Annotated in this window: 40 protein-coding genes and 1 pseudogene; 2 read left to right on the top strand and 39 right to left on the bottom strand. The window is 45.0% G+C overall.

The window, feature by feature from the left end:
• Positions 1-33: 33 nt before the first annotated feature.
• The 16 genes and pseudogenes from LBCZ_RS03890 to LBCZ_RS03810 all read right to left on the bottom strand — a co-directional run bounded on the left by LBCZ_RS03890 (position 34) and on the right by LBCZ_RS03810 (position 12,067).
• Positions 34-1,086, bottom strand: a complete 1,053-nt coding sequence (locus tag LBCZ_RS03890; protein ID WP_010620018.1) for an IS30 family transposase — start codon at positions 1,084-1,086, stop codon at positions 34-36.
• A 206-nt stretch (positions 1,087-1,292) separates the two neighbouring features.
• A complete protein-coding gene (locus LBCZ_RS03885; protein WP_003603962.1) occupies positions 1,293-1,673 on the bottom strand; it encodes a hypothetical protein in 381 nt (126 codons plus the stop codon).
• The gene (locus LBCZ_RS03880; RefSeq protein WP_025013896.1) at positions 1,666-1,956 is read right to left on the bottom strand and encodes a head-tail connector protein; all 291 of its coding nucleotides are present in this window, start codon (positions 1,954-1,956) and stop codon (positions 1,666-1,668) included. The genes LBCZ_RS03885 and LBCZ_RS03880 overlap by 8 nt, the downstream gene beginning before the upstream one ends.
• The gene (locus LBCZ_RS16685; RefSeq protein ID WP_080648983.1) at positions 1,949-2,095 is read right to left on the bottom strand and encodes a HeH/LEM domain-containing protein; all 147 of its coding nucleotides are present in this window, start codon (positions 2,093-2,095) and stop codon (positions 1,949-1,951) included. The genes LBCZ_RS03880 and LBCZ_RS16685 overlap by 8 nt, the downstream gene beginning before the upstream one ends.
• Positions 2,092-3,264, bottom strand: coding sequence for a phage major capsid protein (locus LBCZ_RS03875; protein ID WP_025013895.1), 1,173 nt, complete (start codon positions 3,262-3,264; stop codon positions 2,092-2,094). The genes LBCZ_RS16685 and LBCZ_RS03875 overlap by 4 nt, the downstream gene beginning before the upstream one ends.
• A 21-nt stretch (positions 3,265-3,285) precedes the next feature.
• Positions 3,286-4,014: a head maturation protease, ClpP-related gene (locus LBCZ_RS03870; RefSeq protein WP_025013894.1), complete on the bottom strand. Its 729-nt coding sequence runs from the start codon at positions 4,012-4,014 to the stop codon at positions 3,286-3,288.
• Positions 3,992-5,299: a phage portal protein gene (locus LBCZ_RS03865; protein ID WP_025013893.1), complete on the bottom strand. Its 1,308-nt coding sequence runs from the start codon at positions 5,297-5,299 to the stop codon at positions 3,992-3,994. The genes LBCZ_RS03870 and LBCZ_RS03865 overlap by 23 nt, the downstream gene beginning before the upstream one ends.
• Before the next feature lie 14 nt (positions 5,300-5,313).
• Positions 5,314-6,795 (bottom strand): terminase large subunit domain-containing protein, encoded by a 1,482-nt coding sequence (locus LBCZ_RS03860; protein WP_225423325.1) that lies wholly within the window; start codon positions 6,793-6,795, stop codon positions 5,314-5,316.
• 54 nt (positions 6,796-6,849) lie between these two features.
• On the bottom strand, positions 6,850-7,743 hold the full coding sequence (locus tag LBCZ_RS03855) for an IS3 family transposase (protein ID WP_010493862.1): 894 nt from the start codon (positions 7,741-7,743) through the stop codon (positions 6,850-6,852).
• Positions 7,740-8,417 (bottom strand): helix-turn-helix domain-containing protein, encoded by a 678-nt coding sequence (locus LBCZ_RS03850; protein ID WP_010493863.1) that lies wholly within the window; start codon positions 8,415-8,417, stop codon positions 7,740-7,742. The genes LBCZ_RS03855 and LBCZ_RS03850 overlap by 4 nt, the downstream gene beginning before the upstream one ends.
• A 275-nt stretch (positions 8,418-8,692) precedes the next feature.
• Complete coding sequence (locus tag LBCZ_RS03840) at positions 8,693-9,004, bottom strand: P27 family phage terminase small subunit (protein ID WP_225421726.1); 312 nt, start codon at positions 9,002-9,004, stop codon at positions 8,693-8,695.
• A gap of 140 nt (positions 9,005-9,144) precedes the next feature.
• Positions 9,145-9,480, bottom strand: coding sequence for an HNH endonuclease (locus LBCZ_RS14680; RefSeq protein WP_025014003.1), 336 nt, complete (start codon positions 9,478-9,480; stop codon positions 9,145-9,147).
• 82 nt (positions 9,481-9,562) lie between these two features.
• Positions 9,563-10,000: pseudogene (locus LBCZ_RS16240) on the bottom strand (hypothetical protein); the annotation flags it as partial.
• Between the two features lie 2 nt (positions 10,001-10,002).
• Positions 10,003-10,323 carry a thioredoxin domain-containing protein gene (locus LBCZ_RS03820; protein ID WP_025014005.1) on the bottom strand — a complete coding sequence of 107 codons (321 nt, stop codon included), beginning with the start codon at positions 10,321-10,323 and terminating at the stop codon, positions 10,003-10,005.
• Positions 10,324-10,326: 3 nt separating this feature from the next.
• On the bottom strand, positions 10,327-10,863 hold the full coding sequence (locus LBCZ_RS03815; RefSeq protein ID WP_025014006.1) for an NUMOD4 domain-containing protein: 537 nt from the start codon (positions 10,861-10,863) through the stop codon (positions 10,327-10,329).
• Complete coding sequence (locus tag LBCZ_RS03810; protein ID WP_039638785.1) at positions 10,850-12,067, bottom strand: GcrA family cell cycle regulator; 1,218 nt, start codon at positions 12,065-12,067, stop codon at positions 10,850-10,852. The genes LBCZ_RS03815 and LBCZ_RS03810 overlap by 14 nt, the downstream gene beginning before the upstream one ends.
• Before the next feature lie 408 nt (positions 12,068-12,475).
• Here LBCZ_RS03810 and LBCZ_RS03805 point away from each other — a divergent pair, with 408 nt between their 5' ends.
• Positions 12,476-12,694, top strand: coding sequence for a CsbD family protein (locus tag LBCZ_RS03805; RefSeq protein ID WP_025013983.1), 219 nt, complete (start codon positions 12,476-12,478; stop codon positions 12,692-12,694).
• A gap of 257 nt (positions 12,695-12,951) precedes the next feature.
• Here the strand turns inward: LBCZ_RS03805 and LBCZ_RS03800 are convergent, their stop codons facing one another.
• From LBCZ_RS03800 to LBCZ_RS03705, 20 genes are all read right to left on the bottom strand, one after another.
• On the bottom strand, positions 12,952-13,362 hold the full coding sequence (locus LBCZ_RS03800) for a hypothetical protein (RefSeq protein WP_025013982.1): 411 nt from the start codon (positions 13,360-13,362) through the stop codon (positions 12,952-12,954).
• Entirely contained in the window at positions 13,355-14,011 is a 657-nt protein-coding gene (locus tag LBCZ_RS03795; protein WP_025013981.1) for a hypothetical protein, read from the bottom strand. The genes LBCZ_RS03800 and LBCZ_RS03795 overlap by 8 nt, the downstream gene beginning before the upstream one ends.
• Before the next feature lie 380 nt (positions 14,012-14,391).
• A complete protein-coding gene (locus LBCZ_RS03790) occupies positions 14,392-14,844 on the bottom strand; it encodes an ArpU family phage packaging/lysis transcriptional regulator (protein WP_025013980.1) in 453 nt (150 codons plus the stop codon).
• A 245-nt stretch (positions 14,845-15,089) separates the two neighbouring features.
• Positions 15,090-15,542 (bottom strand): YopX family protein, encoded by a 453-nt coding sequence (locus LBCZ_RS03785; RefSeq protein ID WP_025013978.1) that lies wholly within the window; start codon positions 15,540-15,542, stop codon positions 15,090-15,092.
• A 175-nt stretch (positions 15,543-15,717) separates the two neighbouring features.
• Complete coding sequence (locus LBCZ_RS03775) at positions 15,718-16,041, bottom strand: hypothetical protein (protein ID WP_039638780.1); 324 nt, start codon at positions 16,039-16,041, stop codon at positions 15,718-15,720.
• Entirely contained in the window at positions 16,038-16,307 is a 270-nt protein-coding gene (locus LBCZ_RS03770) for a hypothetical protein (protein ID WP_025013675.1), read from the bottom strand. Before LBCZ_RS03770 ends, LBCZ_RS03775 begins: the two co-directional genes overlap by 4 nt.
• Positions 16,304-16,576: a hypothetical protein gene (locus LBCZ_RS03765; protein WP_025013674.1), complete on the bottom strand. Its 273-nt coding sequence runs from the start codon at positions 16,574-16,576 to the stop codon at positions 16,304-16,306. The genes LBCZ_RS03770 and LBCZ_RS03765 overlap by 4 nt, the downstream gene beginning before the upstream one ends.
• Positions 16,569-16,937: a DUF1642 domain-containing protein gene (locus LBCZ_RS03760; protein ID WP_015975082.1), complete on the bottom strand. Its 369-nt coding sequence runs from the start codon at positions 16,935-16,937 to the stop codon at positions 16,569-16,571. Before LBCZ_RS03760 ends, LBCZ_RS03765 begins: the two co-directional genes overlap by 8 nt.
• Positions 16,927-17,436: a DUF1642 domain-containing protein gene (locus LBCZ_RS03755; protein ID WP_025013673.1), complete on the bottom strand. Its 510-nt coding sequence runs from the start codon at positions 17,434-17,436 to the stop codon at positions 16,927-16,929. The genes LBCZ_RS03760 and LBCZ_RS03755 overlap by 11 nt, the downstream gene beginning before the upstream one ends.
• Positions 17,433-17,618 (bottom strand): hypothetical protein, encoded by a 186-nt coding sequence (locus LBCZ_RS03750; RefSeq protein ID WP_025013672.1) that lies wholly within the window; start codon positions 17,616-17,618, stop codon positions 17,433-17,435. Before LBCZ_RS03750 ends, LBCZ_RS03755 begins: the two co-directional genes overlap by 4 nt.
• Positions 17,609-17,935 (bottom strand): VRR-NUC domain-containing protein, encoded by a 327-nt coding sequence (locus LBCZ_RS03745; RefSeq protein ID WP_025013671.1) that lies wholly within the window; start codon positions 17,933-17,935, stop codon positions 17,609-17,611. Before LBCZ_RS03745 ends, LBCZ_RS03750 begins: the two co-directional genes overlap by 10 nt.
• Positions 17,932-18,300, bottom strand: a complete 369-nt coding sequence (locus LBCZ_RS03740) for a hypothetical protein (RefSeq protein ID WP_198408228.1) — start codon at positions 18,298-18,300, stop codon at positions 17,932-17,934. Before LBCZ_RS03740 ends, LBCZ_RS03745 begins: the two co-directional genes overlap by 4 nt.
• A 243-nt stretch (positions 18,301-18,543) precedes the next feature.
• Positions 18,544-20,856, bottom strand: coding sequence for a phage/plasmid primase, P4 family (locus LBCZ_RS03735; protein WP_039638777.1), 2,313 nt, complete (start codon positions 20,854-20,856; stop codon positions 18,544-18,546).
• Between the two features lie 18 nt (positions 20,857-20,874).
• Positions 20,875-21,417, bottom strand: coding sequence for a DUF669 domain-containing protein (locus LBCZ_RS03730; protein ID WP_025013669.1), 543 nt, complete (start codon positions 21,415-21,417; stop codon positions 20,875-20,877).
• Positions 21,414-22,781: a DEAD/DEAH box helicase gene (locus tag LBCZ_RS03725; RefSeq protein WP_025013668.1), complete on the bottom strand. Its 1,368-nt coding sequence runs from the start codon at positions 22,779-22,781 to the stop codon at positions 21,414-21,416. Before LBCZ_RS03725 ends, LBCZ_RS03730 begins: the two co-directional genes overlap by 4 nt.
• Positions 22,744-23,466, bottom strand: a complete 723-nt coding sequence (locus tag LBCZ_RS03720) for an AAA family ATPase (protein WP_032959027.1) — start codon at positions 23,464-23,466, stop codon at positions 22,744-22,746. Before LBCZ_RS03720 ends, LBCZ_RS03725 begins: the two co-directional genes overlap by 38 nt.
• Positions 23,467-23,952 (bottom strand): siphovirus Gp157 family protein, encoded by a 486-nt coding sequence (locus LBCZ_RS03715; RefSeq protein ID WP_025013666.1) that lies wholly within the window; start codon positions 23,950-23,952, stop codon positions 23,467-23,469. It lies immediately after the preceding gene.
• An 18-nt stretch (positions 23,953-23,970) separates the two neighbouring features.
• Positions 23,971-24,174: a hypothetical protein gene (locus LBCZ_RS03710; RefSeq protein ID WP_025013665.1), complete on the bottom strand. Its 204-nt coding sequence runs from the start codon at positions 24,172-24,174 to the stop codon at positions 23,971-23,973.
• A gap of 4 nt (positions 24,175-24,178) precedes the next feature.
• Complete coding sequence (locus tag LBCZ_RS16055; RefSeq protein WP_016375940.1) at positions 24,179-24,331, bottom strand: hypothetical protein; 153 nt, start codon at positions 24,329-24,331, stop codon at positions 24,179-24,181.
• Positions 24,332-24,415: 84 nt separating this feature from the next.
• On the bottom strand, positions 24,416-24,772 hold the full coding sequence (locus LBCZ_RS03705; protein WP_025013664.1) for a DUF771 domain-containing protein: 357 nt from the start codon (positions 24,770-24,772) through the stop codon (positions 24,416-24,418).
• A gap of 65 nt (positions 24,773-24,837) precedes the next feature.
• Between LBCZ_RS03705 and LBCZ_RS03700 the strand changes: the two genes are divergently transcribed.
• A complete protein-coding gene (locus tag LBCZ_RS03700; RefSeq protein ID WP_025013663.1) occupies positions 24,838-25,050 on the top strand; it encodes a hypothetical protein in 213 nt (70 codons plus the stop codon).
• On the opposite strand, the gene LBCZ_RS16560 is transcribed toward LBCZ_RS03700, so the two are convergent.
• Genes LBCZ_RS16560 through LBCZ_RS03690 form a run of 3 tightly spaced genes read right to left on the bottom strand, consistent with a single transcriptional unit; the run spans position 25,033 to position 25,983 of the window.
• Positions 25,033-25,167, bottom strand: a complete 135-nt coding sequence (locus LBCZ_RS16560; protein WP_263853178.1) for a hypothetical protein — start codon at positions 25,165-25,167, stop codon at positions 25,033-25,035. The two genes, LBCZ_RS03700 and LBCZ_RS16560, sit on opposite strands and share 18 nt — an antisense overlap.
• Positions 25,168-25,186: 19 nt before the next feature.
• A complete protein-coding gene (locus LBCZ_RS03695) occupies positions 25,187-25,714 on the bottom strand; it encodes a hypothetical protein (RefSeq protein ID WP_025013662.1) in 528 nt (175 codons plus the stop codon).
• Entirely contained in the window at positions 25,711-25,983 is a 273-nt protein-coding gene (locus LBCZ_RS03690; RefSeq protein WP_025013661.1) for a hypothetical protein, read from the bottom strand. The genes LBCZ_RS03695 and LBCZ_RS03690 overlap by 4 nt, the downstream gene beginning before the upstream one ends.
• Positions 25,984-25,987: the final 4 nt, after the last annotated feature.

Here is a 25,987-nt window from a genome sequence, read left to right as displayed (position 1 = left end):
CGTTATCAAATAGAAGTTGTGGCGCTAGAGAGACTACTGGGCCATGCGGCGAACGCGCCGAGCTTCGGCCTCAAAGTTTTGCTGGGGTGTGCAGTAGCCCTGTTGTTTGCGAGGCAACTGATTCAAGCGGTCTTGCGTGGCCTGCACTTGACTAGGGCTAATGTCATCTAGGGACATGCCCTTAGGGAAGTCCTGGCGGATCATCCGGTTATGTGCCTCGTTGGTGCCACGGTCGCAGGACGTGTAAGGATGGGCGTAGAAGATCTCAGTTTCCGTCCCAGCAAAAGCAGTATTTAAGGCGGTGAACTCGGGTCCGTTGTCGGCTGTGATGGTCTTGATGCAAGCTCCCCATTCGCGCTTGATTCCACGCAATGCATAGCTCACAGAGTCTGCATCTCGTCCTTCGATCAAGCGGAGAAGTTGGCAACGGGTCTTGCGCTCAATCAGAGTCAAGATGACGCTCTCCTTGCCATTGCGTTTACCGACAATGGTATCCATCTCCCAGTGACCGAACTGCCTGCGTCGTTCAACGACCTTAGGCCGTTCCTCGATACTGCGGCCAGCCAGGCGCTTAGCCTTGGTGTGGTGCTGGTGAGAGGTCTTCCGCTTAGTCTTCTCCAACAGGTCGATATTTCGAATCTCTAGGCGTTGGTCGTCAATGTACTGGTACAAAGTCGAGGCACAAACAAGCTCTTCAGGAGTAAACAGCTTGTGTCGCTTGGCATAGCCGATTGAAGCATCCGGCGACCATTTGTCCTGCTTAGCTCGCTGTACGTACCAGGCTAAGAAGACCTGTACGCTGGCGAACTTGTCAGGACGATGACAGCTCAAGCGTGCAGTCTCGTAACGTGCCTGAGCAGCCTCTGGCAGGTATTGTCGATGGTAGACGCGCTTGCCATTACTCTTCTTGACCTGATCTACTGTACCTCGCTTGATTTCATTATTAATGGTCTGCGGGCAGACGCCAATTTCAGCAGCAATCCAACGATTGGACTTCCCAGCTTGGCGGAATCCGGCCACTTTTCCGCGCTCGAGTGATGTTAAGTGCTGACCTTTTTGGCGGTGTGTGCTATCCTGTTTCTGCATCAAGACAATATCCTCTTCCATTGTTTGTGTAGGAACTTCAATGATACAGGATATCTGTTCTTGATGTTTTTTATTGTCCAAAAAATTTTGAGACAGTGGCTAACTTGATTCTAAAATGCGCGTATATTTAGCAACTTTGCGATCGCTAAACTTTTGACTTAGCTTGTTTTCTAAGTCTTCTAAACCTTTAACGTCCAAAGTTACTGTCATTGCTTCGCCCCCAATACCAACGTAATGAACCTGTTGGCTTCAAAATCATGGCGAACTTCTTCAATCTGCCATTCCTTAACTTCCCGATAGCGAGAGTCGTCAATAAATGCTGTCATTTTGTTGTTCGGGATGAATTCACCCTTGGTATCGCGAATAATCACAGTGACGCCCAGGTCAACCTCATGGCTATCAAGAACTACCTTGTCCTTATTGCTTGGCGAATAGGCATCGCAAAGACAAAAGAACACTTCCTTAGGCTCAATGTCTGTTGGTTCAGGTGAATCACCAGCATCTTGAGCATAGAAGTGAATCGGTATTCTTAATTTTCCACTATCAACTTTGGGAGGCTGATACTGAAAACTTGGACGACTAGCCATTGTCATCGTCCCCCTCACCATATGCTTGTAAATTCAAGCCAATAATCGTTGATAGGAAGTTGTCTTCGAAAAATTCAGCCTGATCATTGTAGACATACCTGGTGCGTTCAATGATAAGCTCTTTGAATTGGTTATTGGTGATATCAGACACTCCAGTCATGCGCTTAACTGCATCGTACGAGGCCTGCAGCATGTTCTCAAGCTCAGCATCTTCTGACGAGTGGTAAATGCTCATTCGAGCTTTAAATTCTGTCAAAAGCGATTTAACCTGATTATCATTCATCTGGTGTCACCCCCGCAAGTTTCTGTAAATCGGCCTTTAATGCATTGCTTGGGTAACTGATTCTCTTTGAATCGAGGTACGACTTAAGCTGTGCAACGGTGGAGTTGCTGTCTGCCCCCGCCTCAACGGGGGATACTATTTCCCCAAACCACCAGTTGTGGAAGCACTTGGCGCAGCGATATTCAGTGCATAGACAAGTGCGGCATTACTATCTGCTGGCGCACCATAGAAGAATTGCTTAGCAGTGAACAGAATTGCGTCCTGAATGGCCAACGTTTGGTTAAAATCAGAAATGTTCAAGCCACCAGCCATGTATGCATCATAACGGCCCTTAACAAAAGCAATAGCCTTCCCGTCTGGAACGTACTGAGATTCGATGATCTGAATGCCATATGGCAGCGCATATACCCACTGACCATTCACGTTTTGCATGGTCATTGCACGCTCAAAGTCAAGCGAAGCACCCGGCTGTACAACCAAAATGGTGTTGCCACGTGCAACTACAGGCTTGCCTTTTGCATTCTTGGACAGAGCCTTAATGATGGTCATTAGTTCAAACTTAGCCGTGTCGGCATCTTTCAGAGTTACGGTGCCCGCATCAGCCTTCACCGGGTAGGTTGTCACACCAACGGATGTGGCACCTTTTGACGGATCGCGATCAAGCCCAATTGGCTTGCTGTTACCATCACCATCAACAAATGCTGATTCAGCTGCGGCCGCAAACGCTTCGGTGATTTGGGTAATAACGTATGTGCGTACCCATGCCGGACCGAATGAATCAAGATCATTAGGCAGCACAACAAATGCTGTCAGTTTGCTCATCTCTGCATCAACAGACGTGAACGTAGCATCAAGCTGCCCTTGAATGTTGCCGAAAATCTTGCCCCATACAGCGGCACCTTTAGCATCAGATTTCCAGATTTTCAGGCGCACACCGTTGTTCTGCAAACCAATCGCTTGCAGCAGAGGGTGATTAGAAGTCATATCTTCGAAAATCTTATCCACAGTGGTTTGTGGAATAAGCTGGTCGTTTTTGAACCCAGTATCAGTCGAGATATCATTGAAGAATTTAACTTCATCTTGTGTCATCTTCACATCACCGGTGTTGGCTGCAACGATGTTATCAATTTCCTCTTGGGTTTTATTCTTAAGTTTCTCTTGGAAGCTATTGAGATCAGTGGAAAGCGCGTCCATCATTTCACCAAACGCCTTGCCTTGGGCTTCAGCATCACCACCACTTTTGACGATGTCTGCGAATGCCTTTTGTTTTTCCGCAAAGGTATCTAAATTCTTAAAGCTCATAGTCATATTTTTATGACTCCTTTCGTATTAAAAAAGGAACCCTGCAAACTTACTTTGCTTAGGTTCCTCATGGTTTTTCAATTTGTTTGCAAGCTTTTCTGCTAGTTCATCAGTGTCGACATTTAGAACTGGATTACTTTGCTTGCCTTTGATTTCTCGATACTCCTTAAGGGCATCAACGATCTCTTTTGTCAGCATCGTTTTTGGGCCTGCTACCAAGGTAGGCTGTTCCTCAAACATAATTTCATCAACAAAACCAATATCTTTGGCCTGTTGTGCTGACATATACGTCTCGTCTGTCATTAGCTTGAGCATCTCATCAGCTGTTTTCCCAGTTTTTGATGCATACAAGTTAGCAAATTGTTTATCTTGCATTGAAAGAACATCACTGTACTTGTCAAGATCACCGGAGTTTCCAGAAATGCCAGAGACTGACACACGGTGGATCATGAATGTAGCCGTCGGTGCCATCATAATCTTGTCAGCTGATAGTGCTACTACTGTAGCTGCAGATGCTGCCTGACCGATAATCTTAGCCGTTACAGTTCCGGGATAGTCTTTCAAAAGCGTCGCAATTGAGCTCCCGGCGGTAACCAATCCACCTGGACTATCAATTTCGACTACAACGTCTGAATTATCAGTCGGAAGCATTTCGCGGATCACGTTTGGAGCTACTAAATCCAGTCCCCATGACTTCATGACACTCGCAGTCTCATCATCAACAAGCTGAGTGTTAATTGGAATTACTGTCGTCATTATTATCACCTCCCTTCGGTGATGCTTTGATTGGAATGACCGGTATTTGCTTATCTGACATCCAGATAGCATCTCCGCCAGCCAACGGTTCTAGGCCCTGAGCTTTTCGCCGTTCATTGATTGTTTTTGCATTTAGATCGTCGGTTTCCGGTTGAGGAGTGTCCGTAATAACTTGATAGTTCTTAGTCATGTAGTACGCATCTCCGCCATCTACTGGTTCATATCCCAGACGAGCACGCACTTCATTTCGGCTAAGGACACCAACCGCTGTGATCTTATCAATCGCTTCTGCTTGCTTGAATGGGTCAGGCTTATTCAGTCCCCAAACGGTGACCTTATCTTGATCATATGAAGACTGGCTTACAGCCTTGGCATTTAACTCATCCTCAATTTTTTGATTAAGCGGAGCAATGCAAAAATTCAATAATTCTTGTTGATTCTGATCAACTTCCGCCTGTGCACCGTGGATCAATGCTGGTGGAATTCCTAGAATCTCTGCAACGCTGTCAACTGCCTCTTTACGTGCAGCAGTAATGTCAGAAAATGCCTGATCTGCGCCACTATACTGGCTCGAAACTTCGTCGTACTTAATACCCTTTTGTAAAGGCACAATTGCAATGTCGTTGTCTCTGAATGCACTAAAGAGCTTATCAATGAATTTCTGAGCTGGATTCTCTTTCTTATTGCCATTCGTATCATCTTTAGGCGTTTGGCTGTCAAAACTTGTAACGCCTGAGAAATCCACCGTTGCTCTTAGCTGCTTGTTACGCATAGCGAAACTAATCATGCGGCTGAATAAATTAGCATAGTCGGATAACAACTGATTTGTGTATGTGGTTAGGTTGTCGTTGTTGTATTTGATAAACCAAACGTCATCCATTCCAAACACACGCTGAAACTGATAGTCATTGACCACCACTCCAGAAAATGTATCAGGATATACTGCCTTGACATTATGAACGTAGCTGTCAGCAATCAGTAGGTCGCCTGTATCGTCCTGAACGACCAGCACTTCATTATCTGTAATGAGTTTAAAGATCAGTTCCTGCCAAAAGCTCGTTGCTGTTTGATTATAGTTTGGTCGGACATTTAGCTTGTAATAAAGCGCAGCGTTTTTAGTTTTGAACTCGGACTGAGAAACCGTTCTGGCTAAAAAAGATGCACACGTATTTAACGCATACTGTTTCAGGTAAACTTGCGTCTGCTGTCCGCCAATCAAATCAAGATCATAGGCAAAACTGGCATCTTTTCGTTGAGTAAACAGATCAAATAAGTTGAAGTTCACGCTTTCACCTCCTTTCAGAAGTCAAGGTCATTTAAAAACGCCAGCGATTCACTGACGTCCACATCGGATAATTCATTTGCTCTGTACAACGTATATTCAAAGGCCTTAAAACCATCTGTCTTACGACGAGTTTCCTCTTTCTTCTCATAGGACTTGTTTCCGTTTGCTTTGTTGACCTTAACCAACACATTTTGCGCGTTCCAGCGAAGCATTGGATTGTCTCCCCAAATAAATCTGTGGCGCGGAAACCCATCGTCGATAATCGATGCGAGCAACCCGTCGATTGAAGTAGGGTTGTGAATAATATCTACATCGAAGCCACCGTCTTCAAACATTTTTCGCATGATCTGGGCTCGGTAATTATCCATGACCACCTTTTTGATGTTGAATTGCTGAGCCATCTGTTGCATCCATTCCAGCGCATGTTTTGGGTCCATCAACGGCTCGTCGATGACTTCAACCAGGCCGCTACGTTCCCAGTCGTGCAGAGGAATATTGATTCGCTGATTAGGTGTGGCAATCCGTTCCTTGCGACTGTATGCGTAATATTTGTCACAGAATCCTTTTCGCGCCCATTGCTTTTCGACAGTCACCAGCTTGTCCTTATAACGAACGGTAACGGCGGCAGCAATGAAATCTCGTACACTGGCGAAATCCACAGCTCCAATCGCTTCTCGGCCATCAATATCTTTGGGGATCGGCTGATTGGTCGCTAAAATCTCTTCCCAGGGCGCCACATTACTGTTCATCGCCTGGCTGGGGTAATCCATCCTTTTGGTCAAAAACTCTTCACGGCCGCTTGGCGCCTCCACCAATGCGTCGTAGTCTTTTTTAATCTGCCGGTATAACGTTTTTCCGTATGTGGACAAGGGCTTGACGATCATTGGCACTGACTTTTCCCACATCCTGGGATTGTCTATTTCGTCCTCACTGTCAATCTTGCAAATCCATGGGAACAGAAAATCAGGCGCCGCCTTGCCTTTCAAAACGCTTTCCGCTTGTTTCTTCTTGGTGTCAATGAACCCATCGCGAACGTAGCCATCGGTCCCAATGAAGAAAACACGGGGGTTTGCCTTCTTGCCAAGGCCAGATAAGTGCACTTTTACATTAGAATCGTCTTGGTATTCGTGAATCTCGTCAAAAATAACAAACCCGTCTCGCAAACCATCCTTGGTGTTACCATTTGATGTCCGATATTTAAGCGTCGAGTTTGTCCGGCGCGATTTGATCTGGGTGTTTGTCGCGTAAAACGCGCGGCCAAGTGCTGGGCTGCTGTCCACGACGTCTTTTATTTCGGCTACTGATGTCTTCGCCTGTTCTTCGCTGTTGGCAATGATCGATCCGTTATATCCACGAACCCCATTGAACTCCGAAATCAAAAATGTGCCGAGCGCAGAGATTAGCCCATTTTTACCGGACCCACGACCCATCATCCACAAAAAGTCTTCATAATAATTGGTCCCGTCTTCGTGATACAAAAAAACGAACGCGATCAATGCGGTCGGCCCTGTCAAGTTGACAGATGAAATAATATAAAATTTTGGTAGCCTTTAGATGGCCTTATTCCAGTATTCTTCTGGGGTAAGGCCGTCTCTTTGTCCTGAACGGTTGTCGTGATTGAAATAGTGGATCCCGTCTTCAACGAGCTTGACGAATTCCTTGTAAGTCTTTGCCATTGGATGACGATCCATCCACCGCAGTTTAAACTCGTTCCACCAGCGCTCTATCGGTGCGTTGTCATAGGGCGTTCCCGGCCGTGACATACTTCGTGTGACTTCAAATTGGTTGAGGTAGCGGTTGAATGCCTTGGATGTATAGGCGGAACCACGATCAGTATGAATGAGCGGATGGACGTTGCCAGCGCGAGTGAAAGCGCGCTGGAAGACCTGAATCTCGGCAGCGGTTGTTTCGGTTGCACTCAGGTTGTAAGCCAACAGATTGCGGCCATAGAGGTCAAGAACGCCACTGAGGCGCATCTTGTACTCGCCGTTGATACCGTATTTCAACTCGGTTGAGTCGGCTAGCCAGACTTGATTAGGGCGTTCCACGTAGAAACATTGATTGAGCACATTGTCTTGCAGGTACTGTTCAGATTGCTTGACGCGACTATGCCGTTTTTGGCGGATCTGACATCGAATGTCAAGCTCGCGCATGACGCGACGAACTTGTTTGATCGTGATCGGAAAGTCAATCAGCTCATCTTGTTGTAAGTTGATCAGAAGATTCCCAGCACCAATGCCTTGGCGATGAAAATCAAACCAATATTGAGTCCGCTCCTTAAGCCGCCGATCGTGGACCTCCCACACTGTTTCCTCCCGCCTTAAGCCTTTGTAATAAGCTTGACGGCTGATGCCAATAACGTCCAATAACTTTGTGACAGCGCCATGTTGGCCTTGACTAACTTCTTCGATGGCACGGTAAGCTTGTCGGTGTTGTTTGATCACTCCTTGTGCTGGATTTCCAGTAATTTTTTTACAAAGGCCTCCACTAGCTCTTTGTCCTTGAGCTCAGCTTCTAGTTGACGAATGCGCAGTTTGGCCTTGTCTAATTCGGTTAGATCACGCTTGTCTTTGTGGTGACCACGGTTATCTACCAGCGTCTCATAACCGCCTTCGCGAGCCTTGATCACCCAAGACCGTGCCTGTTGATAAGACACATCAAAATGGGCTGCCGCTTCAGTATAGGAGTGCTTACCCTTAGTGACATATTCAACGACTTTAATGCGTTCTTCGAAGGTGGTTGTACGACTCATGGTGGGGACCTGCTTTCTAGACGGTGAAGCCGTCAAAGATTGATGATCCCTATTATACATGGCTATCCATCTTTGCAATTGTGTTGATGAGCGCAGACCAAATTGCATCGTGACTTCGGCTAATGACCCTTCACCACTGAGATAAGCAAGTACTGCTTCAAGCTTTTGTTCCTTGGTATAATGTTGATTCTTTCGAGCTTCCTCTAATCCCTTAATCCCATCGCGTTCATAGCGCGCCTGCCAACGTTGTAATGTGCGATCACCAAGACCGTGTTGACGGGAGAAACTACTGATACTTATATTCGAATGTCTGAACTCCTCCAATATGAGTAACTTTTCTTGAGCTGTATGCTTAGATCTGGGCATAGAAAATCCCTCCATGATCATCAGATGAATTATGATATTTCATCTGACAACCATAAAGGGATTATCGCACAAGAACTTTTGGAACGACTGAAGTTTGAAAAACCACTTCTCACTGAACTTAATGCATTTCTCAATCTGTTCGTTGTCAAAATGCAGTGTGTCGTCAGATAGCACAGACTTTTTTAGATAATCAACAAGCTGAATACGTTCCTTATTAAACAGCAGGTGTCCTTCTTCATAATCATTGATGTAATCATTAACATACTTGTTATGAATCAAAGCAGATCATCAGGATCATATCCCGTGCCCTTTCCATCAATTCCAGGCGGAGCGGACAATCCCATGTCCTTGCCAAGTGAAATTAGGCTTGCATTGATCTTGTTCATATCAGCCAAAGCAGGATTAGATTTAGTGAAATGCTGACTGCCATTCTCAATTTCAATAATTGGCTGCTTGATAGCTTCTTTTTGAAGCCTGTAGAACATGTCAACCATTGAAACATATCGGTCCACCTTCTCGGTTTCAATTGGATTAGTCTTGTCTATCTGAGACAAGAGCCTGTTTTTAAGCTTATCTAGCTTGTCCATGGATTATCACCTCCCATTTTTGGTATAGGGTACCCCCCCTCGCGCGAAAAAAACGAAACATTTTTGCGGAAGACGAGCCCGTCCACCGGTCCCCGAATTTCAAAATGGCATTGAATTTTTTGACCCGGGGGTATGTTATTTTACCATCTCTCATCGTTGGCATACGGATTTTTTGGTCTCCCCAAACGTTTATAATTGAATCGTCCGTGTCGCTTGTTGTGACAGTCGCGGCAGAGTGTGCGCAGGTTATCTGGATCAAGCGCTAGGTCTGGACGTTCCTCTAGCGTCTTGATGTGGTCAATCTCCAGTGTCATGTCATTGCCAGTAGTCACGCGTCCTTCCGCTTTGCACCATTGACATTCATAGTGGTCACGTTCAAGAACCTGTTCGCGCAATGCTTTCCATTCAGCTGAACGATAGAAGTGTGCACGCCCAGCGTGACTGTGAACATCTCCCGTATAAGATATGTTAGTCATCTTTGTCGGTGCTCGAGCGTTCCCCGGTCTTGATCTCCTTAGGCATGTTCTTACCGTCATGTTCATAATGCTGAATGACAAACTTTTGCCGATAGTCGTTCAGTGCTTTGTCTAGCTCTGCAATAAATGATTCGCTGAACCCAGGCCGAGCAGGTAGCGCAACGCCTTCGATATCAAGCGGACTATCAACATATAGACCATACGCAGTTAAGGTTGGTGAAGTTTCTTCTGTGTGATCAGCTGGCATGAATTGTTTGTTGAACTCTTCTTGACTCATTGCATGCACCACATATCCACATGGTTCACTGTAGTCAGTCACAAGCATATCGCCTTGTTTCACAAGATGCTGATCTTTTCCTTCTCCACACGTAGTAACGACATAGTCGCCATAGCAAACGTTAACTATAATCGGAATGCCATTCTCTTTGAACTTGTTGCTGACGAACTTACCTACGTCTTCGCAATCTTCCGGCACCTTGATTGCAATGTATTCCTTTGGCCGTTTCACTACTTTTAGCATGTCTATTCCTCCGTGTATTGTTTGATCTTGTCAACTTGCAAGTCGCACCAGCGGTCATGTACGCCATTCGCCTTATACACGGTTACAACGGGAAACGATCGATAGCCTTGTTTCCGGAACCGTTCAATGTCACGCTCGTCGGCTGTAATGGTTGACACCGGCATGACCTGCTTTAGCTTCATCGCTGTGTGGCGACATTTCTGACAGTGCGGCTTCGTGTAAATTACAGCTTGCATACGTGTTTCTTCCCTTGATATCTCTTCAATGATTTTTTGCTCGGTTTTGCAAACGTAGCCATAGCTAACACGTTTCATACCTGACATGACTTACACCGCCAACTCGAATGAATAGCCATGGTGATGTTTGCGCTTGTCGTGAAGGCACCTGTGCATAGCCCTTATGTCTAACCCAAGGAGTTCTGAAGCCATTTTGACACTCCTGAAGAAGTAACGATGTCCGGAATTAACAATTACATAAACTGGGCGTCCCTCCGTTTTTGCCATGCGTTCGTTGCGAGTACCATACATGACATTGTATAGTGCCAAACACCACTCAAGGTTCGATACTGTGTTGTTCTCTTTGTTTTCGTCCTTGTGATTTACCTGAGGGAGATTATCGTGGTTGTCTAGGAACGTCGAGGCCACGAGACGATGAACGAGCCTGTTCTCTCTCTTTCCGTCTCGCCATAAGCTAACCTGACGATACCCCAACCCCGAACTACTCATACTGTACGCAATAACTCTCCCTTTTCTGTAATGTTTGTTCGCGTCCACACGGTCAAGGCTCCTCACTCGGCCAAGATTGCTAACCTGATATAGTCCTTTGTAATCTTCAATATCTTTCCAAACTTCAGTTGAGTTCATAAGTGCACCTCAGTCTTTCATCGTCATAAACGAACGCATACAGCAGATGTTTGCCCGTGGTGAAGCCATTCTTAATCTCATAGGGATCATTTGGCTTTGCTGTTCCAAGCTGGCGCCACATAATGCCACGATCATCTTTAAACCGCTCGCTATGATAGTGGCCTGAGTGAAGTTCGTATGTTTTTGCCACACTGAATATCCTTTTGTATTCAAATGGGAAAAGGCTTGTCAGCTTGTCCCTGCTGACGTCACCATGAGCCAACATAATTCCAACATGTCCTAGCAAGTATGCACAGCGCCAGTCTGTTGCCGGATTACTGTCATTGAGATCAACGCGTACTTGTGGATAGCGATCTATCAGCGCATAAAGAAAAGCGTATTCGAGATCACCTGAATGGTTACCGAACACGCTCTTGATTGAGACGCGATTGCTATATTCAATTGCCAGCGGAACAATTTGATCAAACAACTTCACAGCATCATGGAATGCCTGACGCATGTTTGCGTGATCTAGTTGTGTTCCTCTAACCGTTTGTGTTGCATGAATCTGATCACTATGGAATAGATCTCCCAATTGCTCGATCACAATCTCGTTGTAGCCGTCCATGATGATCTCTCTAAGTTGACTCACCATGTCTTTTAGATCGGCGAATGTTGTCCAGCCAAAATGCAGGTCAGGCAATGGGATGACTAAGTTGCGATCGCCCGATTTCTTCATGCCGTAATTGACCGGAATGATTTTGTCGTTGAACGCTTCAGCCATTTCACTTATCGATAAGCCTTGTTTCGGCTTTACGCGAATATGAATGCTGTACTGCGGAACTGTACCGTCTTCGGTACTATGCTGCTCATACACTTTGTAGTCGCCTAAGACCATCTCGAACTTATCAGGATCGTATCCACACAACTCCATCAAAGTTCGTGGGTCTTTATTTGGCTCATGCTTGAGTCTCATTAATGCCGTGACTGTTTGGCTACCATCAGCATTAAGAGCTACTTTTCTGTCAGCGGGTGGTGTCTCCCTATTTGTGCCGTCTGAATCGTATTCATTCTTTAGTGGCTTTTGGAACTCGATACCAAGCCGTCTTGCTTTGCCTTGAAGCGCATCGTAGCTAATCCCGAGCTTGTCTGCCGCCTCTCGTCTGGTAAAACCTTCAGAGGCGAGCTTCCTAATGCCGCTGATTTGTTCATCTGTCCATTGCATCTACTCGCCTCCTAAAATATAATAATCGTGAGCAGTTTAGCGATTCTGCTAAGCTTCCTCAAAAAGAACTTCCCGAGTTCTTAAGCCCTCGGATTCGGCTCCGAGAGCTTTTTTGTTGCTTAAATAATTTCGATAAGCTAAAATTAAATTGTTCCCAACAGATACTCATTTTCACTCCTCTGTAATACCCTATCTTTAGGCCCTCGGCCCCCAACCGAGGGCTTTTTTAGTACCCTTATACAAGGAATGTGCTATTATGTATGCGTGAGCAGTGGCCTTTCTCCTCCAAGTCAATTGTCATTGCTCACTCCCATAATTGCTGGCCCTCAGTTAATCGCTCAGAGGGCCTTTTTTGTTGCACTTTAGATAAGCTTATATGATAATTGATGTTAAAAGGAGGTAATATCTATGAGTTTAGATGGTAAAGTCGACAGCACCAAGGACAAGATCTCCGGTAAAGCTAAAGAAGTTGAAGGCAAAGTAACGGGTGATAAGGCTCGTGAAACACAGGGCAAAGCAGAAGGAATACTTGGCAAGGCCAAGGAAAAGCTTGATGATGCCAAAGATGCTGTTAAAGATACATTAGATGATGTGAAAAACAAGCTCAGCACAGATAAGAAAGACTAATTAACTGGCCGGCAAACTGCCGGCTTTTTTATTGCCTTTTTAAACCTGTACAAATCCGGTACAAGAGCTTTACGCATTTGATAAACTCACCTGCTATACTGATCTTGCAAGGCAGGTCACCTTGCAATCACACTTACTTCCTCATGTGTGCCTTCAGCTTGGGTGGCTGGAGGCTTTTTTGTTGCACAAAAATAGCACCTCACCGTTTGGCGGAGTGCTTGGGTAAATAAAAGACGACGTGGCGTCTCAGATAATGTCTATAATGCAGCATTTAGAACCATTAGCTCTCTAGGGTTAAGCTCCTCACTCTCATGACCGTTATCGTCCAACATCTCAATAACTTTTGAAAAAAGGGGATCGCATATATTTCTCCGTCTTTTTGCTAAGAGTTTTTCAGGAATGTAAACTCCAGTGACATGGAAATCCTTGTCGCAATCTATTAGGGTAGGATTAACAAACGGGTTTCTTTCGATTGAAGGATATTCTTTAACAAATGATCTGACAGGAGGATGAGCCAAAAATTTAATTTTGAAAGTTTCACATTTTATTAGAGCCGCATCTCCTTCATTGGCAATTTCACAAATGTACATATGCGAATTCGAGGCCAACGCCGATTCCTCCGTTGGATAAGGAACCAAAAGGGTTATCACATCTTTTTCCTTAATCAACAATAATCCCTCCGTTTGCGTCCAAATGCACATAAACAGGATTATCTAGCTCTGGTTCTTGGGAAAGCGCTTGAAGAGTAGCTGATTGCTCAGGCGTTAACCTCACAGCATCCTCATTACTCATCACGAAACTCTTATTGCCCACTGGTAAAACCTTATGAGTTTCCACATATGAAATAGGAAATGCCTCTCTAATAGTCTCTATAATGTCGGCATCGTGCTTGGAAAAGTCGTCACTGTCAAGCTCAACTTGTTTTTCATCTCGATCTATTCGATCCTTCTTTTTAGACCAAATATCCATGTGATGTGTAACTTCAGAAAGTTCAACAGGGCTACTAACTCTGATGAAAAAGTCAATTATTTTCGCGCGTGGCTCGTTGACAATTGAAGGATCTTCTTCATAAGCGGTCCTACTTTTCTCCTCGAATCCTTGCCGTTCTTTAGTGTAGTCTCCCCACACTTGACTAAAAACAGGGCCATTCTTATATCCCTTTAGTTTTGCGAAATCGTAATTGTCAGCCTCTACTTTAGCAGAAGACTCATAAAAAAATAAAAACTTTTGCAGCTTCAATGGGGTATCGAAACTAGAATAGTCGTTTTTTTGTAGCCAACCGCTAAGCGACAATTTGCGTTCGTTTGACCAAATCATATCATTCTCCTCCTCGCATCAAGCTGGTAATGAAATCTTTTCCTTAGCAAAGTAAGTATAACGGGTGGAAAATAGGAGGTCAACAAAATAGTACCCCAGCATGAACTGGAATACTACATTGAGGTGATATCTGTGCTTCATATGTCTTCTGCTCGCTCTCCCAGTGTCAGATGGGGTCATCGTAAGCTGTGTCCGGTCGCTAAACTGGACAATGTGGCATGCGGGAATCGAACCCGCCTGACTATCACAGCCAGTCCATTTGCCACGCCTTGCCACAGCTTTATCATCACCATGGCTCGGAGGAAAAATGCGGTGTCTCAGGTTTCTCACCTTTGGCACAATACAATCATATGACGGAAATACGGTTGGTTGGTTCGCACTTAGTTCGCATATAGTTCGCCATTAGTTCGCTCTAGCTTTACCAGCGGACATAGTTCACCGAATGCAATAAGTGCTTGCTTCTTTTTGTCTTGATATGCCGTCTTGCCAACACCTATCAAATCGAAAAGTGCTTCGTTTGTTTTTCGTTTGCTTGCTGGAATAAGGTAGCTTTCAGACAATATCGTTCTGTAATCCTCATCTTCAATAGCATCAACTGCCGATTCACAACATTCAACGTAGTACAGCTCGTCAGCGTGCGATATTACCTTTTCCTCGGCTTTGTTGCCATAGCTAGGTGACTTGGGCATGCCGTCCATCACGGGACTTCTGAGCGCTATTTTGGTGCGTTGAGCGAGCCGCTTGTGATGCCAGTAGTTCCTCAAGACCTCTTTGGCGTTTTCAATTGTTTTGTCATGATCAATTGGGCTAAAATATCTCGTTGCTCGCACCACTGCGTCCACTCCTTATGGTATAATTTTGCTGGGTTTGAGGATAAGCGTGCCGCGATGGTGCGCTTTTGTTATAATGCTCGAGGAGGCCAACTCCTTTTAAATGATTCCATTTGCTATCAATCATATGCATTATGGCCTCCGGCGCGTCCTTCATCAGACGCGCTTTTTCATTTGCAATCATTTGATTCTTTTCCAGTTAGCCCACATCCACATTGCAACACCTACGATTAGCAGCATGACGGCAATCATTGCTTTCCCTCCAGCAGCTCTTTGTTCTCAAAAATATTCCCGATGACTCCAAAGCCATCATAATTAACAACATCCGTGAACAGAAAGCGACGTTCGCCTGATTCCTCGCAATTTACACTGTATACAGCATAATGCGGATCATACTCAACAACCCCGATATGAATCTCTTCATCTAGGTCTTCATTATCACCGTTATCCCAGACACTACCGAAGCTTACAATATCGCCCTCGTAGATTTCTCGTCCGTTCTTGTCTTTAAGGCCGGTGTATTGTTCGATAATATATTGCTCATTATCTAAGAATCCGGCAAAGCATTCTTCTTCATAAACAGCATCCTCACCATCGTCATACTTAACACAGCCACTCAGCATGTCGTATGCTTTTTGTATGTCATACAAGTAACACTCATTTTTCTTATCCCACGCTCTGAACTTAATTTCTCGTTTCATTTCTCCGCCTCCCTGATTACATCCGCGATGTCCCAAAGCGCAAACAATATTGCTCCTAGTGTCAAGCAAACAAACGTTTTGTAATGGCCATAAGCCAAATGCTTCTCAGGCATGAATGAAGCCACAACAGCTAACGTGAAACCAATCCATGACATGAACCGATTAATGCCGATTCTCATTTCTTATCCTCGCTATCTTCACAGTAGTGTTCAAATTTTTGCTCATGGCAGTAGTCTAATAAAGCATTAATGTTGCAGGCTTCCATCTCATGCCATTCAGAATAAATAATCTCAACAAATTTAGTTTGATCATAATTGTAAAGACGATCAAATGCGTCTATGTCTTTGCCCTCAACTAGATACTTTGGCTTATTTTCAAGTGAATCAATCAAGTCTTCTAAATCGCTATCGCCATCGCCATCCATGAAGTCAGCAAGAATATATTTCCTAAGTGCGCTTTGAACAGTTGAAACGTCTTTTTCCGCATCGTATTTCTTCATTTCTCCACCTCATATGTCTTGACTTGCACATCATCGACCCAAACATCAGCATTAACTTTGGAAACTCGCTCTTTAACAAAATCGATTACCGATTGCCTAGCTTTTGGTTTCCAAGTACTTAGATTCGGGCAAGGATACAAGTTCGCATCATACATCAGGAACTGAAGCACATGTTCGTTTGTAACACGATCATCATGTAGAATTTCCTCAGTACGAATTCCTGATCCACGTGTGAATCCGCCTTTGAACTGCTCATGTATGTTCATTTTTCTTCCTCCAATTTTTGCTTGTTCTTTCTCACGAACTCGTCAATTTTTTTGTTGTTCCATCGCAGTTCTTCGATATGATAGATTTGGCTCATGCACAAAAGCTCACCTATGAATTCATCAATAGAAGACTTCATTCGGCCAACTTTTATCCCAGCTTGATAAAGCTTGTACGCCTGAATATAGAACCTACGTTGCGTATAAATGCCATGCTTCGCTTCAAATCTTCGTTCTGCTCCAAAACTTGTTTTCCACCTATTGTTAGCCATGATCCGCCTCCAATTTCACGATTTCGCCGGTTTCCTCAACGCGCCAGACACCTAGCAACCATGCACGGGCAAAGGTATCTGAATTTTTTGCATTATATATCCATTTTCTATTGCTTTCCGTTGCGTAGTAGAGTGCTTCCGATATACCATGAATGCCATCATATGATTTGCACCATCGGATGTATTCGCCCACCGCTTTGGGAATCACCGGCAGATCATCTGGCAAGGCGGCGGAATAGCGTTTGTTCCAGCCTTCAATTGCTTTGTCTTTAACTCCACAGTCACCAACAACAGTAATAACATAGTTTTGATGTTGCTCTACTAAATCGTTGAACACGTCCCGCTTCGTCTCATTGCTCATCGTCAGTCACCTCTTCTTTTTCGCAGTCTTGCAAGCCGTAATGTTCGATCTCTGCTTCAGTGAACTTTCCACGAAACTCTTTATCCGCTGGGCAAATCGTCAACAAATCTGTATCGCCAGACTTGTAATACCAAACCTCTTTGGTATGTGGCACCTTGACGTTGTATTTCTTCTCCTTTGCCACGGTGTATCCGTTGACAAATGCCTCCATTAGAGACTTCTCTCCATCGGTGTTTCCAGAAATATAACTTGCTGGATATTTGTCATTATGTGCATCTTCAACGATTTTGGCCTCTTCCTTGCTCAGTACTACCTTTTTAGGCTCCTCAACGAGCGTGATAGCGTGCCCACCCTGATTTTTAGCTACTAGTTCAGCCTCTTCCTTACTAGTAGTTGTAGGGCAATCTGGGATGTCTAATATCCAGAAACCAGAACCATCCGAAAAGTCCCAGTATTTTCCTTCATCGTTCTTTACCGCGTACAGTTTTTCTTCGCTCATTTTTCGTCCTCTACTTTCGTAATAATCAGTGGTTCCGGAATATCGACCTTAATGTTGTCGCCACGGGTGTTGTGCGATTCCGTGTGTTTGGCCATGTTCTCGTTTATCCAGCGGATACACCGAGATTGATACTTGGCTCGGTAATACTCGGTTCCTGTGTTTAAATCTGCTACTACGTACATTTGTTTTCCTCCAATAGCTTCACAGCATCGTCTGCCGATCTGCATACGCCGTAAATTACCGGAAACCGCTGAATAAATTCGGCAAAGTGTTTTTGTTCTGGTCGAAGACGGCCTTTTTCGTTTTTGACTTCGATTAAAATCAACCGACCGTCGCGATGGCGAAAGCCGGTTAGGTCCGGCCATCCTTTCGGTGGTCCAGCAATGAATATTCGACCAGTTTCAGTTCTGACTTTTCCGACATTCGTACGAATAATCGTGCAGTCAGCTCGCGACAATGCCAACATAATTTCTGATTGAATTTCGTGTTCTGATTTCAATCGGCACCACCGCCGGTCAGATGATAAGCCGGATTCATTTTTGATATCGACCATTCGCCGAATTGATTTGTCGTTTTGAAGTACCCCTCAGATGTTCGCACGGTATTTTCATTTTCCCCGGTTACTTCTTCACTATCATTAAAATTCAGGCCGGTTGTTCTTAAAGTGCCTTTAACAGTTTCAAAGTTCAAAGCCTGTGCTGCTCGAACCAATTGTTCGTAATTATCAGTCACCAACAACACCCTATCTAATGATCCATTTTCATCTTCTGCAAACAAAGCAACTTTTATCTTGCCATATTCATCTTGAATGACATCAAAGTTCATTCCGGTTACTTTCATCTCAATCATTCCTTTCTTTTTCAACGGGAGGACTTACGGGATGATGCATACAGATGCTAGTCCATACTCTCACAAGGGTTTTAGAACTGTTACGGGAGAACGGGAGGATAAATCAAAACAAAGTTTTCTCTACGTATATATTTTTTGTTTTTATATATATACTTTTTGAATTCATCCTCCCGTAAGAAGAAAAGAGGAGACAAATACTAGATCCACAAAGGGTTTGGAGATTTTTATATCCTCCCGTTCATCCTCCCGTAACCATCTTTACTCCCGTTGTGCCCAGTTCAGTCTTGGATCGCTTTTGATTTTCAAACCCACATAGAAAATGCTGTTGTTTTTCTTACTCCTAAATTTTTGTTTCATCTCCGCACCAAACTTCTGCTTGCGCATCTTGTATTCGCCATTGCTCTCTGCCCAACTCTGGTAAGCTTTGAACAGCTCACCAGCCGGGGCTTGATAATCTGGTCCCAGATCGCAGCAATCTCGGACAAACAACTCAAGCGTGTCCATCTCGGCGCGGTAAGATTTGCTTGCCGCTTGAACGCTGGCCGGTGCTTTCAAACCCTCTCGTTGCCATTTCAACGCGCCGTCCACAGCCCAGTTCAGAATGCCGACCGACTCGCGCTCAAGTTTATATGCCAGGCGTTTATCGACTTTGTTCTCTGGAATCTGAACATTGAACGGGATCAGCATCAGCCTCCTCCAGATACCATCGTCTGTGCCGCGAATAATTGGCTTGTGGTTTGTTGCCAACCATAGCTTGAACTCTGGCTTGTACTCGAATTCCGAACCATACAAGAAGCGCGCGGTGACCATATCTCCTCCGGTTAGTTCTTTGACCAAGCCTTCATCTAAGCGCACCCCTTCATTCGGTTCGCTGGCCGTGACCAGTCGTGCGCCCTTGAGCCGGGCAATGTCAGAATTGGCGGCAGAATCCGATTGTTTAATCATGATTGATTTTGCTGACATCGACTTTGCATAGGATCCGGCCACATGTTTCAGCGTATCCATGAAAACTGACTTACCATTCCGCCCATTACCATAAAGAATGAACATGACCTGTTCTTCAGTAGATCCAGTTAACGAATAGCCAATCGCTTTTTGCAGATAATCAATCAGCTCTTCATCGTGATCAAATATCTGATCAAGGAACTGCCGCCATTCTGGGGCATCCACGGTATCGGTATATTCAACACCGGTTTCTTTGGAAAACATTTTCTTAACGTCATGGTCATGCAGTTCACCATCGGACAAATCAACATAACCGTTAATGGTATTTAGCAAGATCTTATCCCGATCGAATTCTTCCGGCATGACGGCCAAACGGTGTCGCAGTTGTTCGGTCATGGCTTTCTTGGCAGAATTGGAACGTGATTGTTTCAAAAATTTTGACCATTTCTTCTTTGCTTCTTCCGGATCCATACCATCTGCGATGACAATTTTCTCGCGTTTCATGTCGTCCACGACAATGTCCACCATTGAGCCGAGTTTTCCTTGCTTATCAAGCTCCCAGTAACTGCCGTTGTAGACATACCATGCTTTGTCAACATAGGAATATCGGGCAGCATCTCCAAAATGATCAACAAAGCGCTGGGCATTGCCGGTGTCATCCCACGACCGCGGCGGCAGTTTCTTCTTCGGTTTCTTGGACTCCCCCATTAAGCCAGAGAGGTCGTACTTCATTCGCTCACGTTCAGGATGATAAACATTCGATGTTTCATTGATGGCCTTATTGAGTGTGGCCACGCCATACGTGGTTTTGCCATGTTTATCGTCCCACTTAGGTCGCATGAGCGAAGATCCGCGGAAGATACTGTCCATTTTGCTGAAGTCTCGGCCTGTCCAAAATGCCAAATCATTTGCAAGTGCCAGGTCGGCTTCTGACTGCGATGTGTAAAACTTCTCCCAGCCACCGACTAACAACAAACGGATCCGATCACCGGTCTTGCTATTAAGCATTTTTGCAATGATCTCATCCTCTGAAAGATTGTTGACGGCAAAGCGATCGTCAGTCCGCATTGGCATCTTCAAAACTGACTTCGGTTCGATGTACTTTTCGTAAAGCTTTTTTAAGGCTGGCGGATCCGGTTTATTAATTCCGCTATAGGGGCCAATTTTATTGCCTGTCATGGCAAAAAATCGTCCTGATTCGTACATCTCAACGTTTTTTTTGCGGTGCCGACTACCAGGCAATTTTCCGCGAATGATGATGTGGATGCCCTCACCTGACAAGGACGTCTCGGCATAGGATTTCATTGCATCCAAAAATTCAAACGCCATATTGTCCTGCTTGTCGCCGTTTTCCAAGCGATCCAAGTCGGGGCCGATGTGGTCAACGTCAATGCCAACATAACCATCAACAAAAAAGAAGCCTAAACCCGCGAAATCTGATTGTTTCAGATACTGTAAAGCGTTGTCGAAGGTCGTCCAATCATCTGGATTTGTAGAGCTAGCACGTTTTCCGGTCACCGCCGACCATGGGATTTTCGTATATTTGTGTTTTTCCGGTTGCCAAATTTTTTGATAAAGTCCCCATTGCTTTAGGGACCGGAGTTCTGATGGAATTTGTTCATACATATTCACCACCTCGCGCTCCTAGAAGGGAAGATCTTCGTCTGAAACATCAATTGGCTGTCCGCTATCTTGCGTTGGATTGGTAGGAGTTTCCTTCCACTTGTGGTTCACCTGCGGATACTGTGTCTTCTTGAAATTCCACGGGGCAATCCGATTGACGTCGGTCGTCTCGCCGTTGTACGTATTTTTTTCTTTTTTGATAAAGACTTGGACTGGCTTCAAAATAAGCGCACGGCCAAAATCTTCAAATGAGTTGATCGCAGTACCCTCCGGAACCTGTGCTGCCTCAAGAACGTACTGCAAACCTTCCATGTCATATTGATTGGTGGCCTTACGCTTCCAGTTATCCATGAACACAACGCGATTGTGATATTTGCCGTTTGTTTCTGGCAGTGCCGCATCTAGGTCGTTTCGGATGCGCAACTTGATTTGTAATGACTCTGCTCCATTCTTGGTTGCACGTTCCTGCACATTCTCAATCAGTGCTTCATAGGAGTTAGTTGGTAAAGCTTCAAAACTCTGGTCCTCAATCTTGGAATAGTCTGTTGTCATACTGAAAGTCATGCTTGTTTCCTCCATTTTCTGTCGGCAATAAAGCCGCGATTTTTTGCTTGATAGTAAGCCCATCCCGGTTTGTAACCCCGAACGCGGGCAATTTCCTGTAAATCTTTGAGACTTTTTGCTTCTGATGGCTGCATACGGTTCGGATGATGCACCACAAACTTAAAGTCTTTGGCAGTTAACTTTTTAAGCTTTGCGGCTTCGTCAACGTCCATCCCTGTCGATTCGGCTTCAAGCTCATGCCCACAGATAGGGCAAATCTTGTACTGTACTGGAATGACCGCATAACAGGCATCACACGTCTTAATAGGCGGCCCCATATTGTCACGTTTTTTCTTTTTAGGCCGATCATTCAGTGTCCATTCGTGCTCAGTATCAGGTAAGCCGAACCGATATGCATTGGCTACATGGTCGATAATGATCGACCGTTTTCCCGGCTTGTATCGCATGCCGCGCATTGACTGCTGAATATCCAGTACCAACGAAGCAGTTGGCCTCAGCATGATGATCACGCCGACATCGGGTACGTTAAAACCTTCGCTGATCAGATCCACGTTGGATAAAATGGTGATTTTTCCGGCTTTAAAGTCAGCCATAATGTGATCACGTTGTCCTTTTGGTGTTTTCGCATCCGCATGCACAGCTGTGATGCCTGCCGATTGAAATGCCTCAACGACCTGTTTACTCGCCTCGATACTATGGGCGTAAACGATCGCTTGGCGGCCACCAGCCAAATGCTGATAGTGGCTAACCACATCACCGAAGATGGCCTTAGGCACGGCCGCATCCATCGACTTGTTAGTATAATCGCCGGTACTAGATGTTTGCAGTTTCTGAACATCAATCAGTGTGGGGGCATAATAGTCGTAAGGTGCTAGGTACTGGTGATCAATCAACCATTTAACTGATGGACCTTCTACCATCGCTTCGTAAACATTCCCTAATCCTTGACCATTCATTCGCCACGGACTGGCCGAAAAGCCGAGACGCGGAACATCTGCATAAAAGCTGTATATTTTTAGGTAAGTCTTTGCCAGAGAGTGATGGCTCTCGTCGGTAACGATCAAAGAGGGTCGCGGCAATCGATTCAGGCGGTTGGCAATCTTACCAACTGTCATGATTGTGGTTGCCTGCAAGTCGATCTCATCAGCCTGAAAAGTCTGCACGATCTGGTTAACTAGTTCTTGTCGGTGCACCATAAACATCACATGGCCGCCACGTTCGACTGCCAACCTAGCTATTTCAGCGATGATAACTGACTTACCAGATCCCGCTGGGCTGACTAGCAGTACAGATTTGTGACCGTCAGCCAGCTTTTCTCTTGCTTGATTAACTAGCTCCTTCTGGTAAGGATGAAGCTGAAACATCACTGTCACCTCCAAACTTAAAGAGGTCCTCAATGGCACACGCAGTTCGATCATCCAAACGATTTTTGGCAAAAATTGCATCTGAGCCTGCAAGGATAACTCCTCGATGGCTTGTCTTTGTGCTGATGACCACGCGTCCTACCACATCTGTCAGACCTAATAGCCCGTCACGCACGCTGTCACGAATTGCTGGTGCATACTGGCTGAATGATTGCCCAGTTTCGCTCGTAACGTCTCGTGTGTTTTCCCAAGCGGTTACTAGCACGTTTACTGGTGCGTCCATGAAAATCATGGTCATGATACGGGCAAAGTAATTCGCCCATTGTCCATAATCCTGAATCTCGTTGCCAATGCCGTTCTTGCTGGCACGACCACGTTCGACAAACCAGTCTTTTTCGAATGCTGATACGTTGTCGATCACCAGATTGTCATATCCAGAAACACGTTCAGCCAGATTCTTCAGAAATTCTTTCCATTCCTCGCTCGGCTTGCTTCGGTCAAATGGTTGCACATCAATGTTCGTTGCACCGGATAGCACCTTGGAACTGTCATCCAGATCTAATACGAGTGTTTTGCCATCAAGATTGCGGATAGCTGACGTCTTACCGACACCAGGCTTTCCATAAATTAAAACTCGCCAGTTCTTTGTTCGATCAATTGAAGATGCATGTTTAATTGGCTGCATCTACCGTACCCCCAGTCCGATGTTTTCAACCAGTCGCGCGTTTGGTACCTCACGGCCAGCTTGCAATGCTTTCTTCAAGTCGGATTTGTTGACCATCAATGTGGTCTTAATGAACTCTGGTGGCAACTTATTCGGGTCTTCTGGTGCTTCCACGCTTACTGTTCTGCGTGTGTAAATGCTGAATAGTGGTGTATGAATGTGTTCACGACCAGTTTCAACCATCGCTTGCGCCAATCGTGATTTAATCGTCGCAGCGTTTTTCTTTGCACTTGTCTTGCGTTCTTGCAAACGCCTGATTTCAGCGTCGATTTCTTTGATGTCTGCTTCGACTGATTTATAGACTTTGACATAGCCAACCGCTTTGTCGTCAAAGTCGCCCTCAGTCATTTCCATCGTGTCAGCAATAGCTTTTGGATCAGCCTTGCCACTTTCTGCCAGTCGTTGCAAGCTGGTCAATTTGTCTGTTAAGTCGTATAATACTGACATATAACATTTTCCTTTCTATCAGTCGTTGGTCTGGACGCCAGCGGCTTTTTTCATGGCTTGCTTGATAATAAATAGGATCGCGTGTGCGCCATCTTCTTGACCCATCGCATACGTTTGGTGAGGGTCTGTGTTGTTCGGCCCATAGTCGGTAGCAACTTTGTGATATGCCGCGATCTGACGGTTCGCTTCGGCTAGAATTCGTTCGTATTCCTCATTGGTCATCACGTCATCCCCTTAGTTTTGCTAGTCGTGCACGTAGCTTCTCGTTCTCGGCAAGCAGCATCTTTGCAATTGGTGTGTGGTTGCCACGCATAATGTCTAACGTCAATTTGTTATGCTCTTTAAGAAGATCACCAATGGTACGTTCTGCTTCATTCAATCCACTGCCTCCAATTTCCGCTGTGACCTAAGCAGTGACCAATGATCACGCCGAAGCCACCAGCAATTAGTAAATAACCAATCATTATTTGTCCTTCTCTCTAAGTGACCTTGAAATCTCTGGGAACCATTTGTCTAAGAACTCGAGCCATGGTTTCGGATGAAACAGATACCCCTTTTTGCCAGGCGGTGGATATGAAACCACGGTATCTTGCAAGAACTTGTGGAAGCGTGGGACGTTCAAGATATTGTTAACTACCCACGTGTTGTTATGTCCTTCGACATAGCTTGTTGCGGTGGTGAGCGTCCACATGCCTCGTGCTGCTAGCTTGCGCTTTAGCTCTTGGTTCTCCTCGATCATCTTTGCCAGTTCTTCTTCATTGACCGCTAAATACTTTTTGCTTGAAATCTGATCATCTTCAACAACCTGCAACAACGGCATGGCATTTCCTCCTTTCCTGTGATCGCCTCCTGACGGATAATGAAACCGGAAAGGAGGTGATTGATATGGATCTAACTGTTCATTTCCGCGATGGCAACACGGAAGAAATCCCAGACTTTGAATCAGTGGTTTGCCTAGGAATGGATAAAATCGTTGTTAAAGCTGAAGACTTTTCCAATATTTACTTGGAAAATAAACTTACCTATTCATTTGTTGGCCATGCTGATTCGCTCCAAGCTAATGGCGCCGATATACTGTATTTAGTTCTTGCTAAGTGATCCGATGAGCTCCGCGATGGCTGCCACCATCTCGGGGCTTTTTTCTTTGTTCTTCAGTTGAGCAACAACAAATTCTGTAACGGCATTTTCTAGTTTTTCCTGTGTGCGTCCGTTCATTTAGATATCCTCCTTGGCCCTATAACCTGTTTTCGTCCATGAACTGTTCAAACAGTCCTTTTCCTGTTTTTTCACGGTTAATTCGTGACATGGTCATCATCATATTGACCATGAAATCGGTGATGTCATCGTTCCAGTACTCCATCAAAAATTTGAAGGGTTCAGCAATTGGCTTATCAATTCCGTTAGCATTAATCGAATCCAACATGGTACTGAAATAGTCTTTGCATCCGTACTTCTTGCCGTCATAAGTTTTCTCTATTGGGAAAATGCCCATGAACTCGCGTGGCGTTAATCCTCCAACACTGGTTAGCACTTCCTCCATTTGTAAAAATCGGTCTTGCTGATCATCAAACTCAGCCGTACGGTCATAAAATGCATAGGCTTTTATCCCGTAGTACACGAGCTTTGGAAGTGACCATTGGGCTACCTGCATGCGGTGCAGTGGACTTGTGTTAGTTGAAAGCTCAATCATCACCATCGATGAAATTCGCTCATAAGCAGCAAGCCGAAGATCAAATAGCTTAGCTTCAGGTGTTTTAATCATTTGTTTACCTCATCAATTGTTGCCAGGCTGCTTTCAACGTATTCTTGAATTGGCCTCAGGAGTGCCATCCATGTATAAAATGATCGATTCGTACCGTATGCCAAGATTGCAGCATTTTTTTCGGTACGATTGTTTCGATATGAAACTACAGAGCCTTCCATAGTGTCGAACTGATCACGAAGAGCTTCTAAAAGTTCCTTTACTGTATAAAGATCAAAAGACGCCATGCCTAAATCAGGTGCTTTGGTGCTATTTGAAACATTTTTCATACTG

This window comes from Lacticaseibacillus casei DSM 20011 = JCM 1134 = ATCC 393, from assembly GCF_000829055.1.
Lineage (GTDB): Bacteria > Bacillota > Bacilli > Lactobacillales > Lactobacillaceae > Lacticaseibacillus > Lacticaseibacillus casei.
This window is presented reverse-complemented; position numbering and strand designations above follow the sequence as displayed.